The organism is Nostoc spongiaeforme FACHB-130, assembly GCF_014698475.1.
In the GTDB taxonomy this organism is placed as follows: Bacteria; Cyanobacteriota; Cyanobacteriia; order Cyanobacteriales; family Nostocaceae; genus Nostoc_B; species Nostoc_B spongiaeforme.
In genome coordinates this window covers 88,760-103,352 of record NZ_JACJTB010000005.1, presented here as the reverse complement: position 1 = coordinate 103,352, position 14,593 = coordinate 88,760, and the positions used below count along the sequence as shown (strand labels likewise).

Below are 14,593 nucleotides of genomic sequence, written 5' to 3'. Positions count from 1 at the left end.
TTCTTTTCCTCATTTTTCTCTAAGTATATAAAGCTTTAGAGCAAAAAAACAAAATTTTTTCTTACTTGGTTTTCTTACTTTAGCCCAATTATATGCGGTCTAGCAGAATTTTAATGCTTCTTTCTAAGCATTATGTAAGCGCACTAATAAGAATTGCTCGGCTTCTTCTATATAAAATTCCGTACCAATATAAAGGTTGTTATCTTCAAAGTAACTGTAACCAATTGTTGCTCTATTTGTATCAATACCCACTAATGGAGCAAGTTCATAAATAGCATCTTGCCCTAAATATTCTATTTTTCTTTGTCTACAAGATTCTAAAAAATCTGAAACTGTCTGCAAAACCGTACTTGGGATAGAGTATTTTAATAATTTCCGTGAATCTCCATAAAATCTTATACTGGTATTATCTTTTGTTTTTTCAATTTCTTCACTAGATATGTCATTATCGAATTCATCGATTATTTTTCCGCATTCATATATTAAATAGACAAAATTTAAACCTCTATTTACTATAAATGTAAATACAAGAGTTGATAATTTCTCTGATAACTCTTGAGCAAAATAGCGAATATATTCATAGTTAAATTCTTCAGATGCTTGGTCGTAAACTGTAATCCATCCATTCTTACTAGGTGAGACATAAGCCTGATTTCTGGTTATCATTTCAACTATATGAACCACATCCTGTTGTAAATCACATCTAATTTGGTAGTTAACAAATTTTTCTCCCATTTTTACTCCCTTTAGAGAATAGCAATATGTAGATTCTGAATACTGCTGTATTTGTGCTATGCCTATGCTGTACATACTTTGTACAGCAGCATTTACAACGTGCTAATAACCTGATCTGTAAAATAAAGTGAAAGCTTGAGTGTTAATTGATGCTAAATGCTTAACAGGTAAAGCTTCAAACTTAATGTCGTCTTCCCCCACATTTCCGACATTTCTATACCAATTTCTACACGGTAGGAATCAACAAAAAAAAGTGATTAAACTTACTTAACACAAACGTAAACAACGCGATCGCGCTTTGATGTTTGCAAATTACTACTCAGCACTTAAAGCTCGTTCTATCGCACGTCTAATGTAACGTTGATAAGGGATACCTTCTTTCTTGGAAACAGATTTAACTTTTTCTAGCATCTCCTCTGACATCCGTACATTGACACTTTTGTCTTTAGGCTGAAATTCAAAAGTTACTGGCTTGAAATTATCAGGAGTAAGATAATCTGACAAATCCTCTTCTAACAGTGCCTCTATTTCTGCATCAGTTTTAAGTCTTGGGAAAGTTTTGTCCATATTTCTGTACCTCTGTGTCTCTCATATATCTGGCACTGAGTGGTCTAATGAGTATTTCTGTAAGGTAATCATTTCTTGGTGGTCAAGATAGTTGAGAACATCATCAACATACCACCAAGCAAAATAGCGATCGCCAATGCGCCCGTTGCTAAGTCCAGCACGTTAGTATTATCCATTTAAAAATCAACTCCCCGTTTGAGTTCTACGCCGTGATTAGCATAGTGTTTGTGGCAGTATACCTCAGAGTGGATACTGGCTAAATCAAAATAAGCGGGTTGTTGTTGGCAACGGCCAGTGATAATAACTTCTGTGTCGCGGGGTTTGCGGAGTAAGGCTTGGACAATGGGTTCGACGGGGAGGAGTTCTAAATCTACAGTCGGGTTGAGTTCATCTAAGATGATAGTTTTATACAACCCAGAAGCGATCGCAGTTTTAGCAATTTCCCAACCGCGTTCGGCTTCGACATAATCTAATTCTTGGCGAGAATTCCGCCACACGATCGCATCTCTGCCACAACGTTGATGATCTACCACTTCTGGGTATGATTGTTGCAAGGCGGCGATCGCAGCATCTTCTGTATAACCACTCCCACCTTTGAGCCATTGCATAATTAACACACGGGTAGAACCGGGATGGTTAATCCCCCTACCAATGGCTTGTAAAGCTTTCCCCAAGGCGCTGGTTGATTTACCTTTTCCTGCACCAGTATAAATTTCAATCCCTTCAATTAATAGCTGTTGGGCGATGGGGTGGTGTTGGGGTTTCATTTCCGAGTGCAAATCGGCAATTTCTAACAATTTTTCGGGTGCGCCGCGTCCGGTGGCGATGATTTCTAATTCTTGGGGTTTGGCTTTTAACGTCCGCACCACTTCATCAACTGGTAGCAAACCCAAATCGAGGACGGGGTTAAGTTCATCTAAAACTACTACTGAATATAACCCAGAGGCGATCGCACCTTTGGCGACATCCCAACCCCGCGCTGCTTCTTGTCGGTCGTAGGGGATAATTTCTTCAGCACTAAAAAATTCGGCTCTTCCCGTCCGTACCTGATCAATTAAATGAGGAAATCCACGCTGTAAAGCTGCGATCGCTCCATCTTCATCATAATCACGTTCTGGCCCTTTTAAAAAGCGCAGCAGTAAAACGCGATTGTAATTATTTTGGGTATTTATTCCTAAGCCAATCGAGCGCAGCACCACCCCTAAAGCCGCTTGGGATTTGCCTTTACCCAAACCATCATAAACGTGAATTTGACCTGTGAGTCGCTCAGAACGTGCTTGTGCTGTGCGAATTCCAATGCCGTTCCTTGTCATCTCTCAAAAACCTGTAACGTGGCAGTCTCTAATCTTACCTAACCTCTTGCACTTCCAGATATAAAAAATCTCGGTTGGGTACTTCCATACAAGAGTTAGCAGGATATATTAACAGGGTAAATAGGGGTATACTGGCACACCAAGATGGTAAATCAAGGGGAGTAGGGAATCGGGAGTCGGGATACAGCATTGATGAAGGCTTGAAAACCCAACTCATGCTATCACCCTCAAAGGTGGTGCTTCCAACCGACGGGTTGTTGATTCCTCTCTCACTCTCTACTCCCGTCCCAATGGCACTTGGTGATTCACTATATCAGCCTGATTATCCCTATTTTGTCCTTACCCTTTCACTACAAACTTACCTGACTATGCTAAACGACATTTTTACCCTACCTACTCCGCCGCGACTTTTGCCGATTGGCGTAATGTTGTTTAATTTGTTATTTTTTCTGGTGGCGATCCCGATTGAGGCTTATATTTTCCATTGGCGGTTAAAGTTTGACAAAAAAACGAGTATTTTTTATGCGATCGCCACTAATCTCTTTTCGGGAACTCTTGGTTGGGTAATATTTTTTATCTTAGAACCGACGCTACCTCCAGAATTTAAATCGGAATTAATTAACTATGTATTTTTTAATAATTTTCGTTCTCCCACTACCCAAGCTACGTTAATTTTTACGACTTCGATTATTTTCTTTGCTACTTTTTTAATGAAATTTCTACTATTACAGCTTTTGGTATTTACCTTAAGAGATGATGGTTGGAAAAAACCAGAGATTGTCGAAACATCTCAGCGCCGACAGTTACGCCGCAGCGCCCCAGGAATCAAATTGCAGACTACCAATTTAGTTACTACAACATTAATCGCCAATTCTTTTAGTTATACCGTGATTACGATTATTTTGCTGATTCGCAATCGCTAAATTCTATTAATTATTTTGCCATATCCATAACTTAGAGGTAAAAAAAATGAATGTCTTGTTTAAAGATTTGTTTGGCATATTTAAAATTTTTGAAGATGTCTATGCCAGAGTCAAAAAAATCTTAGTTCCTACTCAAGCCTATGCTTGGCAAACATTGATTTATTTGAGTGTATTTTCGGGATTTTTATCTTATTTTGCCAATGGTTATATCAGAGATATCATTGCATTTTGTGGCTGGTTATTTTTAATTGCTGGCACAGCTTGGTATACCACTGATGATCCTCTCAGAGTGCCTGGTACGTTCATGCCTGTGGGTGCATTAATTACAGGATTTTTAGTTAGTGTTTTTGCTTTTGGTAATCAGCAGGATGTAATTACACCCAGAACCATTGTGCTTTGGCCGACGATATCTTCTTTAATTACAGCAATTCCTGAATTTGTTGAAGGTACAGATACAGATTCTAAAGCGCAAATTCCTAAGCCAGAAGTGAGGCAGAAAATTCTAATTTTAGTTGCCAGTTGCATGATTTTAAGTTGCTGGCTGCAATTTTACTTTGTGATGGATAAGTGGTTAAAAGAATATCCTAGTTTACTGGCCGATAATTTTCAGCGCAGTACCTTTGTCAGAAGAACAGATATTAGTGAAAAAGTGCCAAAAAATGGGGTGATTATTTTAGATAAACTGCAACCACTAGTAGAACAACAAATTGATGAAAGACCTTGGTCACAGGTGGAAAAATGGCTGCTTGATGCCAAATTACAAGTAGGAAATTTAGGTAATCGAGTTATTGATAAACACCTAGGAAAATATGAAGAAAAAGCTTTGTGGCAAGTTGAACCGCGTGTGACGAATACAAAATCAGGAGGATATGTTTTAGATTTGTTGAGTATTTGGCGTGGCCCTAGTTCTAGCCAAAAAGGATATTATCTGAAAAAATCTTGTCGGATTGATCCAGTAGCAACTTCCACCAAAAAAGCCATTACAAGCACAAACCCAGAAGACAAAATTGCAGTCGGGGAAATAGAATGCGATCGCGTCAGTAAATTTGTTGCTGGTTCGCCGCCACCACAACAGTAGTTTTGTGGGAGTGGGGAATGGGGAGTAGGGAGTAGGAGAGGTAGGGGGGACAAGGGAGAGTATATTAGTGACAACTCAGTACTTCTAACTCAGCACTCAGCACTTAGCACTCAGCACTTTTAATAACCAATGAGAACTTTTGTAATTGCGAAAAATGTATTTCAGGAAGTAGTGCGCGATCGCATTTTATATGTGATTGGATTTTATACTTTAGTGCTGGCGATCGCCTGGCGAGTACTACCGGAATTTGCGGCGACTACTGAAAACAAAATGATATTAGACTTTGGGATAGTGGCTATTAATGTCATTAGCTTAATTGTCGCCGTATTTATCGGTACTGGACTGGTGAAAAAGGAAATTGATAAACGCACTATTTTAGTGTTAATTGCAAAACCAGTCAGCCGCAGTGAAATTATTGCTGGCAAATTTTTGGGTTTGTCAGCAGTTTTGGCTGTGTTAATCACCAGTATGACGGCCATTTATCTGGGATTTTTGCAAATAGAGAATATCCCTCATCCTACACTCAGTATTGTGATTGCCGCAGTTTTTCTGTTTTTACAGATATCTTTAATCAACGCTGTGGCGATTACATTGGGTGTTTTCACTAATGCTTTACTGGCTGTCACTTTAACCTTTGCTGTGTATTTAATGGGGAATATCAGCCAAGATGTGGTGAAATTTGGGCGTTTGAGTCAAAACACCACCATTGAACGCATTACCCAAGGGTTGTATCTTATTCTGCCAGATTTATCGCGCTTAGATTTAAAAAATGATGCGGTGTATGGAATGCAAGCCTTACCGAATGCAACTATATTAATCACAAATGCTGGCTATGGCGTACTTTATTGTATTATGCTGCTGGCGATCGCTAGTTTCGTCTTCTCTAAGCGAGAGTTTTAAATATTAGTCACAATCAGAAATTGTTTGTAATTCTTAATTAATTCACGCGGGATTTCTAAAGTAAATCTAAAGAGAACCAAAGGGAATAAAAACGAACGGTAGGATGCTGATAATCTTTCGGTAAAACGACTGAAACCAGAATCTTCGCAGGTATATACCAACATAACTAAAAGTCTGAGGTAGGAAACAACAATGCTGGAAAGTCTGGGAAGAATTAACCATCCATTCGTCAGAAGCGTTGCCGCAGCAGCTACCGTTGGTTCAGTAGTTACTTTGTCTACTGCTATTATTATTGGGTTTGCCAATCCTAAAGATAAATCTGCCCATCAGTTTGGTGTTTATTCTTCACTATTTGGTGCGGCGGCTGGGGCTGTATTTGGCTTTGTTTATACAGGTAAAGATAGTGAAGATAAATCCTCTCCCAACATTTCCACAGCAGACAGCAATGTTTGGCAAGACTGGCGAAATTTTGTTGTGGTTCGTAAGGTAAAAGAAAGCGAAGAAATCACATCTTTTTATTTACAACCAGAGGATAAAGGTGAAATTCCCAACTTTCAACCAGGGCAATTTCTGACAATTAAACTTGATATTCCCGGACATAATAAGCCTGTCATTCGGACTTATTCACTGTCTGATTATTCTGAAAAAAGTGAATATTATCGTCTTTCTATTAAACGCGAACCTGCACCCAATGGATTAGATGTGATGCCTGGTATAGCATCTAATTTTATGCACGATCGCATTCAGGAAGGTGCAGTCATTCCCGCCAAACCACCAAATGGTAAATTTGCGCTGGATGTGCATAAATCGACCCCCGCAGTCTTGATTAGTAATGGTGTCGGAATTACACCTATGATCAGTATGGCTAAAGCTTGTACTCGGCTGAATCCTCAGCGTCCGGTTTGGTTTATACATGGTGCTAGAGATGGTCAATTCCATGCTTTTCATGATGAAATGATGGAAATTGCCCAACAAAACCCTAACTTAAATGTACATATTCGCTACAGTCGTCCTAGACAGGAAGATGCAGGAAAATATCAGAGTGTGGGGTATGTTGATGCAGCTTTAGTACAAGAATTATGTCAACAAGAAGCGGAATATTTCTTATGTGGTTCAACTCCATTTATTCAGTCTGTTACTGAAGGACTCAAAGCGGCTGGAGTACCTAATAATAAAGTTTTCTTTGAATCTTTTGGGAACCAGATAAAAACTGAGTCGCCAAAATCAACTCAGACTGCAACTCAAGGTGAAGAATTTGCAGAAATTGTCTTTGCTAAATCTGGTAAAACTTTAACATGGCAACCAAGCGATGGCACTATTTTAGAATTTGCTGAAGCTAATGATATTGATGCCCCTTTTAGTTGTCGCATCGGAGTTTGTGGTACTTGTATGTGTAAACTCCGCGAAGGAGAAGTGAGTTATCAAGAAGAACCAGGCGCAACCATTGATGAAGGTTCTGTGTTGATTTGTATTTCTCAACCCGGTAGTTCTAAATTAGTGTTGGATATTTAATTATGCTTCAGATCCCCGACTTCTTAAAGAAGTCGGGGATCTAAATCATTTAATGAATAATCATGATTTCAGGTTTATGAATTGTGCCTTCAGGCATAATTGTATGCCTGAGTTTGCTATAGATGATTTTTGTTTCCCAAAGATTGGCGTTTAATAAGTTTGCTTTAGTTAAATTAGTCCATGTCAAGTCTGCACTATGTAAATTTGCTTCGGTTAAATTAGCCTCTAGTAATATGGCACCAGATAAACTAGCTGCTTGCAAATTTGCTTTGATTAATTTAGCTTCTATTAATGAAGCTTCAATTAATTGAGCATAACTCAAGTCTGCTTCGGTAAAATCTACACCACACAAAGAAGCACCCCAAAAGTTACTATTAGTACATTGCGATCGCCACAAGCAAGACTCACACAAATTAGCATAACTTAAATCAGCATTACTCAAATTTACTTGGGTTAAATCTGCTTCACTTAAGTCTGCACCAGTTAATTTTGCACCAGCTAAATTAGCACCGCGTAAATTTACTCCCCGCAAGTTAGCACCACTTAAGTCAATTCCTCGCAAATCACGTCCACTGAAATCCTGCTGTTGAATAGATTGTTCTGGAATTTGGCTAGAGATTAATTCCTGTACACCAGCAAAATTTCTCATGTGACTCACCTCAGAGTGTCAATAATTGCAAAGCTCAATTGTGAGAGATACTGTATATCGAGATTACACCAATCAAGATAATTAGCTGAATGAGAAATCAAATAATATTTGGATAATTCACGTAAAATAGCCTAAAAATGTGTTTTTCACAACAAAAAATGCTGACATAAGTCAGGAAATAATCATAAAAGATCCCCGACTTATTCAAGAAGTCGGGGATATTGCTACTCACAAATCAAAATAATTATTCTTCGCCCCAAGTTTGTAATTGAAAATACACTAAAACTAAAGCGATGGCTAATAACACTGTTGCGGCCGCTGCTGCATAACCAAAATCAAATTGACCAAAGGCTTCTTGATAAATGTAGTAAACCAATAAATTAGTTGAATTTAAAGGGCCACCACCAGTAATTACATAAACTTGTTCAAAACTGCGTAATGTGAAAATTGCTGTGGTGATGGTGGCGAAAATTAAAGTAGGGCGTAATCCTGGTAAAGTTACATACCAAAATTGTTGCCAAGCATTTGCACCATCTAATTCGGCTGCTTCATAGCGACTGGGAGGAATTGCTTGCAACCCGGCTAAGAAAACAACCATATTAAAACCTAATTGTTTCCAAATACTTAAAATAATTAACACAGGCATTGCCCAAAAGGTATCTCCTAGCCAAGGAATTGGTGCAATACCAAATGAATTTAAAAATGCGTTGATAGGGCCAGTGGTTTGAAACAGCCAGCGAAATCCTAAACCAGCCGCGACGAGAGAAATAATGGAAGGTAAAAAGTAGGCACTTCTTAAGATTCCCCGCAAAGCTAGAGAAAGATTTAATAATACTGCCAACCCCAAAGGAATAATTAAGCTGGGGATGACAGTCGCCAGGGTAAAATAAATTGTATTGCCTAAAACTTGCCAAAAATCAGGGTTAAGTAACAAACGCCAGTAGTTTTTTAAACCTACCCAATAAGTACCTGTGGATGTAAAACTACCAGCCGTGAAACTCAGGTAAAACAAATAGGCGATCGGCCAAATTACAAAAATTCCTAATAAAATTAATGCGGGTGCAAGAAAAGTCCAAGCGGCGAATGTATCATTATCTAACCATGATTTATTAGTATATATCTTTGGCATCTATTAATTTTCCTTGTTGCTGTTATGACCTTTCGCCCCGATTCTAGTTTTAGCTTGGTTTCTCCCCATATTAGCGATCGCCTACCATCTAGTGATACTCCGATTAAGCTAGGTATTCTGGCTTCTGGAAATGGTAGCAATTTTGAAGCAATTGCCCAAGCTATGGAAAATGGCCAAATTAATGCCCAAATTCCAGTTCTAATTTACAATAATCCCGGTGCGAAAGCAGCAACACGAGCCGCTAACCGTGGTGTAGAAACTGTTTTATTAAACCACCGCGAATACAAAAATCGAGAAACTTTAGATCAACAAATTGTCCAGACTTTGCGCCAGCATGATGTTGACTTGGTAATTCTAGCTGGCTGGATGCGGCTGGTAACATCTGTGTTAATTGATGCTTTTCCTAACAGAATTATTAATATTCATCCGAGTTTGTTACCAAGTTTTAAGGGACTTCATGCGGTGGAACAAGCTTTGCAAGCAAAGGTAACAATTACTGGCTGTACGGTGCATTTGGTTTGTTTAGAAGTTGACAGCGGCCCGATATTAATGCAAGCGGCTGTGCCTGTGTTACCGGATGATACACCAGAAACACTCCATGCCCGGATTCAAATTCAAGAGCATCAAATTTTACCACAGGCAATTGCGATCGCGGCTAGTCAAATCTCACATCAAGCCCCAAGGCGGGAAATCGCAGCTAAATGATTGATCAACCACAAACAGCAACAGCTTGGCAGGGAAAACTGAACTTAGTATATGAGAATTGCCAAAATTCGACCCAGTTAATTTATAACCATCATCAAGCACCGCTCAAAGTGCAACGTCCGTTTTACCCAGAAGGTGAACAAGTCTGCCATAGTGTTATTTTACATACAGCCGGGGGTGTGGTGGGAGGCGATCGCTTATCATCTCATTTTCACCTCAAACCCAATACCCAAGCTTTAATTACCACAGCCGCAGCCAGTAAAATCTACCGCAGTAATGGCTTGCAAGCCAGACAAACTATCGATATTCAAATTGATGCAGGTGCTTGTTTAGAATTGTTACCCCAAGAAACAATTTTGTTTAACGGCGCAGATTATCGCCAAGATTTACGGGTAGAATTAGCACCCGGAGCTAGTTTTTTAGGCTGGGAAATTACCCGCTTTGGTCGCAGCGCCAGAGGAGAGAAATTCTTACAAGGAAAATGGCGATCGCACAGTGAAATTTGGCAGCAAGGTGTTCCATTATGGATAGATCGTCAATTGTTACCAGGGAATCCCGAAATTTTTCACAGTCCGCATGGTTTATTTGGACAACCCATCGTCGGTAGCTTGATTTGGCTTGGTCATCCAGTCTCCACAGAAATCGTCGAAACAGCACGTTCTCTCTTTACCCCCCACTCCCGCTTGGTGAGCGGAGTCGAACCACTACTCTCCACTCAGCACTCAGCACTCAGCACTCAGCACTTAGTAGGCGTGACACAACTAGAACATGGACTTTTGTGTAGATATCGCGGCGCTTCCACATCTGAGGTGCGAAACTGGTTTACAGCTGTTTGGCACATACTACGAACATCATTTTTGAGTCGTGGTATATGTATACCCAGAGTTTGGCAGATTTAAACAAACGATAAAGGATGCAAAGATGCAACTTACGCCGCAGGAAAAAGATAAATTATTAATTTTTACTGCTGCTTTATTAGCGGAAAGACGCAAAGAAAGAGGCTTGAAATTAAATTATCCTGAAGCAGTGGCTTATATATCTGCTGCAATTTTAGAAGGCGCAAGAGATGGACAGACTGTTGCGGAATTAATGAGTTACGGCACAACTTTATTAACAAGAGATGAGGTGATGGAAGGTGTAGCAGAAATGGTACATGAAGTCCAGGTAGAAGCCACTTTTCCAGATGGCACAAAGTTAGTGACAGTACATAATCCAATTCGTTAAATTTATTTTAGAAAATTACTATGATACCTGGAGAAATTATCACAGCAGTAGGTGAAATAGAACTAAATGCAGGTCGTCAGACTGTAAAATTGCCAGTGGCAAATACAGGCGATCGCCCTATCCAAGTAGGTTCACATTTTCACTTTTATGAAGTTAATTCTGCTCTAATTTTTGATAGAGAACAAGCCAAAGGAATGCGTCTGGATATTCCGGCTGGTACGGCAGTACGCTTTGAGACAGGGGATGAAAAGGAAGTCACTTTAATACCCTTTACTGGTAGTCGGCAAGTCTATGGTTTTAATGCTAAGGTAAATGGCCAATTATAGTTAAGGCTTTCATGCCTTAATACCAAATACATAAAGGCAGGGTCAGATGTTTTTGAAAGATTTACGCGGTTTAAATCTAGAATTTTTAAATACCTTAAAAGGTGCAATTACTCTATTTATAGATCCTGGTCGCGCTGATGCAACTCCTGATATTGAAGATGGGATGATTAACATCAAAGCGACTAAATTAGCGATTGAATATATCAAATCAAAACCAGAAGTAGCACAAATTATTCAAGAACGTTACATTGCACCACCTCCAGATATGGAAGCGATCGGCAAATGTCCTGAAGGTTCACTAGGATATGCTTTTGCTAAATATATCAAAGATACAGGTTTTGACCCCAATTACTATCGGGGTTTAAAAATCACAGATGACACCAGCTATATCTTGCATCGCCTCAGACAAACTCATGATATTTGGCATGTAGTTACAGGATTAGGCTTTGATGTCAACGGTGAATTAGGATTACAAGCATTTTGTTTAGCTCAAATTCGTATCCCCTTACCCATCATTCTCTTAGCAGGGGGATTAATGAGAACATTAATTAATGCACCAGAACAAATGGATCATTTATTAACACAAATTGCCATAGGCTATCGTATGGGAGCAAAAGCTAAACCCCTCATAGCCCAAAAATGGGAAGAAAACTGGGATAAACCCCTATCCCAATGGCGCAGCGAACTAGGAATTGAACCCACCTCAGTCTATATACCCTAAAACTCAAATCTGCCCTCAGTAGCTGGAGTGTTTCAGATGGGAATAACAAATGATTATCAGGATTAGTTATGAGTTATAGAATGTCTCGCCGCGCCTATGCAGAAACTTATGGCCCCACAGTAGGCGATCGCATCCGCCTTGCAGATACAGAATTATTTATCGAAGTCGAACAAGACTTTACTACCTACGGTGATGAAGTGAAGTTTGGCGGTGGTAAAGTGATTCGTGATGGGATGGGACAATCCCCCATTTCTAACGCCGATGGTGCTGTTGATTTAGTCATTACCAATGCTTTGATTCTCGATTGGTGGGGAATCGTCAAAGCAGACATCGGCATTAAAGATGGCAAGATATTTAAAATTGGTAAAGCGGGTAATCCTTATATTCAAGACAACGTAGATATTATTATTGGCCCTGGAACTGAAGCCTTAGCTGGCGAGGGAATGATTCTCACGGCGGGCGGAATTGATAGCCATATACATTTTATTTGTCCCCAACAAATTGAAGTGGCGATCGCTTCTGGAATCACAACTATGATTGGCGGCGGAACTGGCCCCGCCACTGGAACCAACGCCACTACCTGTACCCCCGGCCCTTGGAACATTTACCGGATGTTACAAGCTGCTGATGCTTTTCCGATGAACTTGGGATTTTTGGGTAAAGGTAACGCCAGTCAACCCCAAGCATTAGCAGAACAAGTGCAAGCCGGTGCAATGGGTTTAAAACTGCATGAAGACTGGGGGACAACTCCCGCCACCATTGATACTTGTCTGAGTGTGGCTGATGAATATGATGTGCAGGTAGCCATCCACACCGACACCCTCAACGAAGCCGGATTTGTGGAAGATACCATCGCCGCCTTTAAAAACCGCGCCATTCATACCTACCACACCGAAGGCGCAGGTGGCGGACATGCACCAGACATCATCAAAGTCTGCGGTCAAGCAAATGTACTCCCCTCTTCGACAAATCCCACCCGTCCCTATACCCTCAACACTTTAGATGAACACCTAGATATGTTAATGGTGTGCCATCACCTCGACCCAAGTATTGCGGAAGATGTGGCTTTTGCTGAATCTCGCATTCGCCGAGAAACCATCGCCGCCGAAGATATTTTGCATGACTTAGGCGCGTTTAGTATGATTTCTTCTGACTCTCAAGCAATGGGGAGAGTGGGAGAGGTAATAATTCGTACTTGGCAGACCGCCCACAAAATGAAAGTACAACGAGGAAGTCTAGAGGGAGATAACCAAGCGGATAATTTACGCGCCAAAAGATACGTAGCAAAATACACTATTAATCCTGCCATTACACATGGAATTGCTGATTATGTCGGTTCCGTAGAAGCCGGAAAAATTGCAGACTTATGCTTGTGGCGACCTGCGTTTTTTGGTGTCAAGCCAGAGATAGTGATTAAAGGTGGAATGATAGCTTGGGCGCAAATGGGTGATGCTAACGCCAGTATTCCCACACCCCAACCCGTTCACATGCAACCAATGTTTGGCAGTTTTGCTGGTGCGAGGAATGCAACATCTTTCACATTTGTTTCTCAAGAGGCTTTAGAAAGAGAAATTCCTCATCAGTTGGGACTAAAAAAATCAACTGTGGCGGTGACTGGAACTCGCCAATTAAGCAAAGGTGACTTAAAGCTAAATGACGCATTACCACACATTGAAGTAGACCCAGAAACTTACGAAGTCAGGGCTGATGGTGAATTACTCACCTGTGAACCTGCAACAGTTTTACCAATGGCACAGCGTTACTTTTTATTTTGAATTACCAAAATGATAAGAGAGATTGCGATCGCAATCTCTCTTATCATTTATCGTCTAATTATTAATTGCTGGACTAGACGCTAGATCACAGATGACTAAGGAGATGTCGAACCTGGTTGAACACCGCCGTTAGGAGTTGTGGAATCTGGGGCTGGAGTTACACTACCAGGAGTTGTGGAATCTGGGGCTGGAGTTACACTACCAGGAGTGCTGGAATCTGGGGCTGGTGTAATTTGATTAGGAGTTGTGGAATCTGGCATAGTTGTGCTGCCAGGGGTTGTGGAATCTGGGGCTGGTGTAATTTGATTAGGAGTTGTGGAATCTGGTGCAGGAGTTACACTACCAGGGGTTGTGGAATCTGGTGTGGTGCTACCAGGAGCGGGAATTGTATTGGTAGGATTTGTGGTGTCTGGTGCGGTTGTACTGCCAGGAGTTGTAGGTTCAGCAGGTACTGTTGTGCTGTTAGGTGTTGACTCAGGTGTAGTAGTTGTACTGTCTGGGCTGGTTGTGGTGCTAGAAGGCTGTGTTTCGGGTACGGTGGTAGTACCAGAAGAACTTGGAGTAAGTGGTTGACCGTTAGGACAACGGGAATTTAAGGGGAAACGTTCACACAGAATTTTTAAACCTTCTGGTGACAGCTGAATTTCCGTTGGTGAACTAGTGGATGGGCTACTGGACTGAGCAATTGGGGATTTACTGGATTGAGCAACTGCAACATTAGCACTCAAAGCCAAAGTCAAAGCTGTACCAATCAAAGACAGAGATTTTCCCTTCATTATGAACTTAACCTCAACGGAAACAGAACACTCGCCCCATTAAACCAAACAATTAAATTTAAAAAATCATCCTAAAAGCTGATGTTTATTTATGCTAGAAAATTTAGTTATCTCTCCTAAAAAATATTGATTTCAATAATTTTACTGAAGCAAATTCGTTGTTTAAAATACAAAAAATCATCAAAAAATTGTAGTCATCTGATAACTAACTCCAGATAGAGTCAGAGATACATAGATAAAAATCAGAAATTTATCAATGT

The 14,593-nt window shown here is 40.3% G+C and carries 16 protein-coding genes; 10 read left to right on the top strand and 6 right to left on the bottom strand.

The window, feature by feature from the left end:
- Nucleotides 1-123 precede the first annotated feature (123 nt).
- The 3 genes from H6G74_RS06850 to H6G74_RS06840 form a co-directional block, all read right to left on the bottom strand.
- Entirely contained in the window at nucleotides 124-735 is a 612-nt protein-coding gene (locus tag H6G74_RS06850) for a hypothetical protein (protein WP_190966964.1), read from the bottom strand.
- 315 nt (nucleotides 736-1,050) lie between these two features.
- Nucleotides 1,051-1,302: a CopG family antitoxin gene (locus H6G74_RS06845; protein ID WP_190966963.1), complete on the bottom strand. Its 252-nt coding sequence runs from the start codon at nucleotides 1,300-1,302 to the stop codon at nucleotides 1,051-1,053.
- 176 nt (nucleotides 1,303-1,478) lie between these two features.
- The gene (locus H6G74_RS06840) at nucleotides 1,479-2,615 is read right to left on the bottom strand and encodes a cob(I)yrinic acid a,c-diamide adenosyltransferase (protein WP_062288172.1); all 1,137 of its coding nucleotides are present in this window, start codon (nucleotides 2,613-2,615) and stop codon (nucleotides 1,479-1,481) included.
- Nucleotides 2,616-2,983: 368 nt separating this feature from the next.
- On the opposite strand from H6G74_RS06840, the gene fraC reads away from it, so the two are divergent.
- The 4 genes from fraC (at nucleotide 2,984) to H6G74_RS06820 (ending at nucleotide 7,028) form a co-directional block, all read left to right on the top strand.
- A complete protein-coding gene (gene fraC, locus H6G74_RS06835) occupies nucleotides 2,984-3,538 on the top strand; it encodes a filament integrity protein FraC (protein ID WP_199340924.1) in 555 nt (184 codons plus the stop codon).
- Nucleotides 3,539-3,584: 46 nt separating this feature from the next.
- A complete protein-coding gene (gene fraD / locus H6G74_RS06830) occupies nucleotides 3,585-4,616 on the top strand; it encodes a septal junction protein FraD (protein ID WP_190966962.1) in 1,032 nt (343 codons plus the stop codon).
- A gap of 129 nt (nucleotides 4,617-4,745) precedes the next feature.
- Complete coding sequence (locus tag H6G74_RS06825; RefSeq protein ID WP_190966961.1) at nucleotides 4,746-5,516, top strand: ABC transporter permease; 771 nt, start codon at nucleotides 4,746-4,748, stop codon at nucleotides 5,514-5,516.
- Nucleotides 5,517-5,708: 192 nt separating this feature from the next.
- Nucleotides 5,709-7,028, top strand: coding sequence for a 2Fe-2S iron-sulfur cluster-binding protein (locus tag H6G74_RS06820; protein ID WP_190966960.1), 1,320 nt, complete (start codon nucleotides 5,709-5,711; stop codon nucleotides 7,026-7,028).
- A 49-nt stretch (nucleotides 7,029-7,077) separates the two neighbouring features.
- Here the strand turns inward: H6G74_RS06820 and H6G74_RS06815 are convergent, their stop codons facing one another.
- Both H6G74_RS06815 and H6G74_RS06810 read right to left on the bottom strand, forming a co-directional pair.
- A complete protein-coding gene (locus H6G74_RS06815; RefSeq protein ID WP_190966959.1) occupies nucleotides 7,078-7,677 on the bottom strand; it encodes a pentapeptide repeat-containing protein in 600 nt (199 codons plus the stop codon).
- Nucleotides 7,678-7,921: 244 nt separating this feature from the next.
- Nucleotides 7,922-8,806, bottom strand: coding sequence for a carbohydrate ABC transporter permease (locus H6G74_RS06810; RefSeq protein ID WP_190966958.1), 885 nt, complete (start codon nucleotides 8,804-8,806; stop codon nucleotides 7,922-7,924).
- A 24-nt stretch (nucleotides 8,807-8,830) separates the two neighbouring features.
- On the opposite strand from H6G74_RS06810, the gene purN reads away from it, so the two are divergent.
- From purN to ureC, 6 genes are all read left to right on the top strand, one after another.
- The gene (gene purN, locus H6G74_RS06805) at nucleotides 8,831-9,511 is read left to right on the top strand and encodes a phosphoribosylglycinamide formyltransferase (protein ID WP_190966957.1); all 681 of its coding nucleotides are present in this window, start codon (nucleotides 8,831-8,833) and stop codon (nucleotides 9,509-9,511) included.
- Entirely contained in the window at nucleotides 9,508-10,410 is a 903-nt protein-coding gene (locus H6G74_RS06800) for an urease accessory protein UreD (protein WP_190966956.1), read from the top strand. Before purN ends, H6G74_RS06800 begins: the two co-directional genes overlap by 4 nt.
- Nucleotides 10,411-10,432: 22 nt before the next feature.
- On the top strand, nucleotides 10,433-10,735 hold the full coding sequence (gene ureA, locus H6G74_RS06795) for an urease subunit gamma (RefSeq protein WP_190966955.1): 303 nt from the start codon (nucleotides 10,433-10,435) through the stop codon (nucleotides 10,733-10,735).
- 20 nt (nucleotides 10,736-10,755) lie between these two features.
- Nucleotides 10,756-11,061 carry an urease subunit beta gene (locus H6G74_RS06790; RefSeq protein WP_190966954.1) on the top strand — a complete coding sequence of 102 codons (306 nt, stop codon included), beginning with the start codon at nucleotides 10,756-10,758 and terminating at the stop codon, nucleotides 11,059-11,061.
- A gap of 46 nt (nucleotides 11,062-11,107) precedes the next feature.
- Complete coding sequence (locus tag H6G74_RS06785) at nucleotides 11,108-11,782, top strand: Coq4 family protein (protein WP_190966953.1); 675 nt, start codon at nucleotides 11,108-11,110, stop codon at nucleotides 11,780-11,782.
- Nucleotides 11,783-11,850: 68 nt separating this feature from the next.
- Nucleotides 11,851-13,557: an urease subunit alpha gene (gene ureC, locus H6G74_RS06780; RefSeq protein ID WP_190966952.1), complete on the top strand. Its 1,707-nt coding sequence runs from the start codon at nucleotides 11,851-11,853 to the stop codon at nucleotides 13,555-13,557.
- Between the two features lie 95 nt (nucleotides 13,558-13,652).
- Here ureC and H6G74_RS06775 read toward each other — a convergent pair whose 3' ends face one another.
- Nucleotides 13,653-14,333 carry a hypothetical protein gene (locus H6G74_RS06775; RefSeq protein WP_190966951.1) on the bottom strand — a complete coding sequence of 227 codons (681 nt, stop codon included), beginning with the start codon at nucleotides 14,331-14,333 and terminating at the stop codon, nucleotides 13,653-13,655.
- Nucleotides 14,334-14,593: the final 260 nt, after the last annotated feature.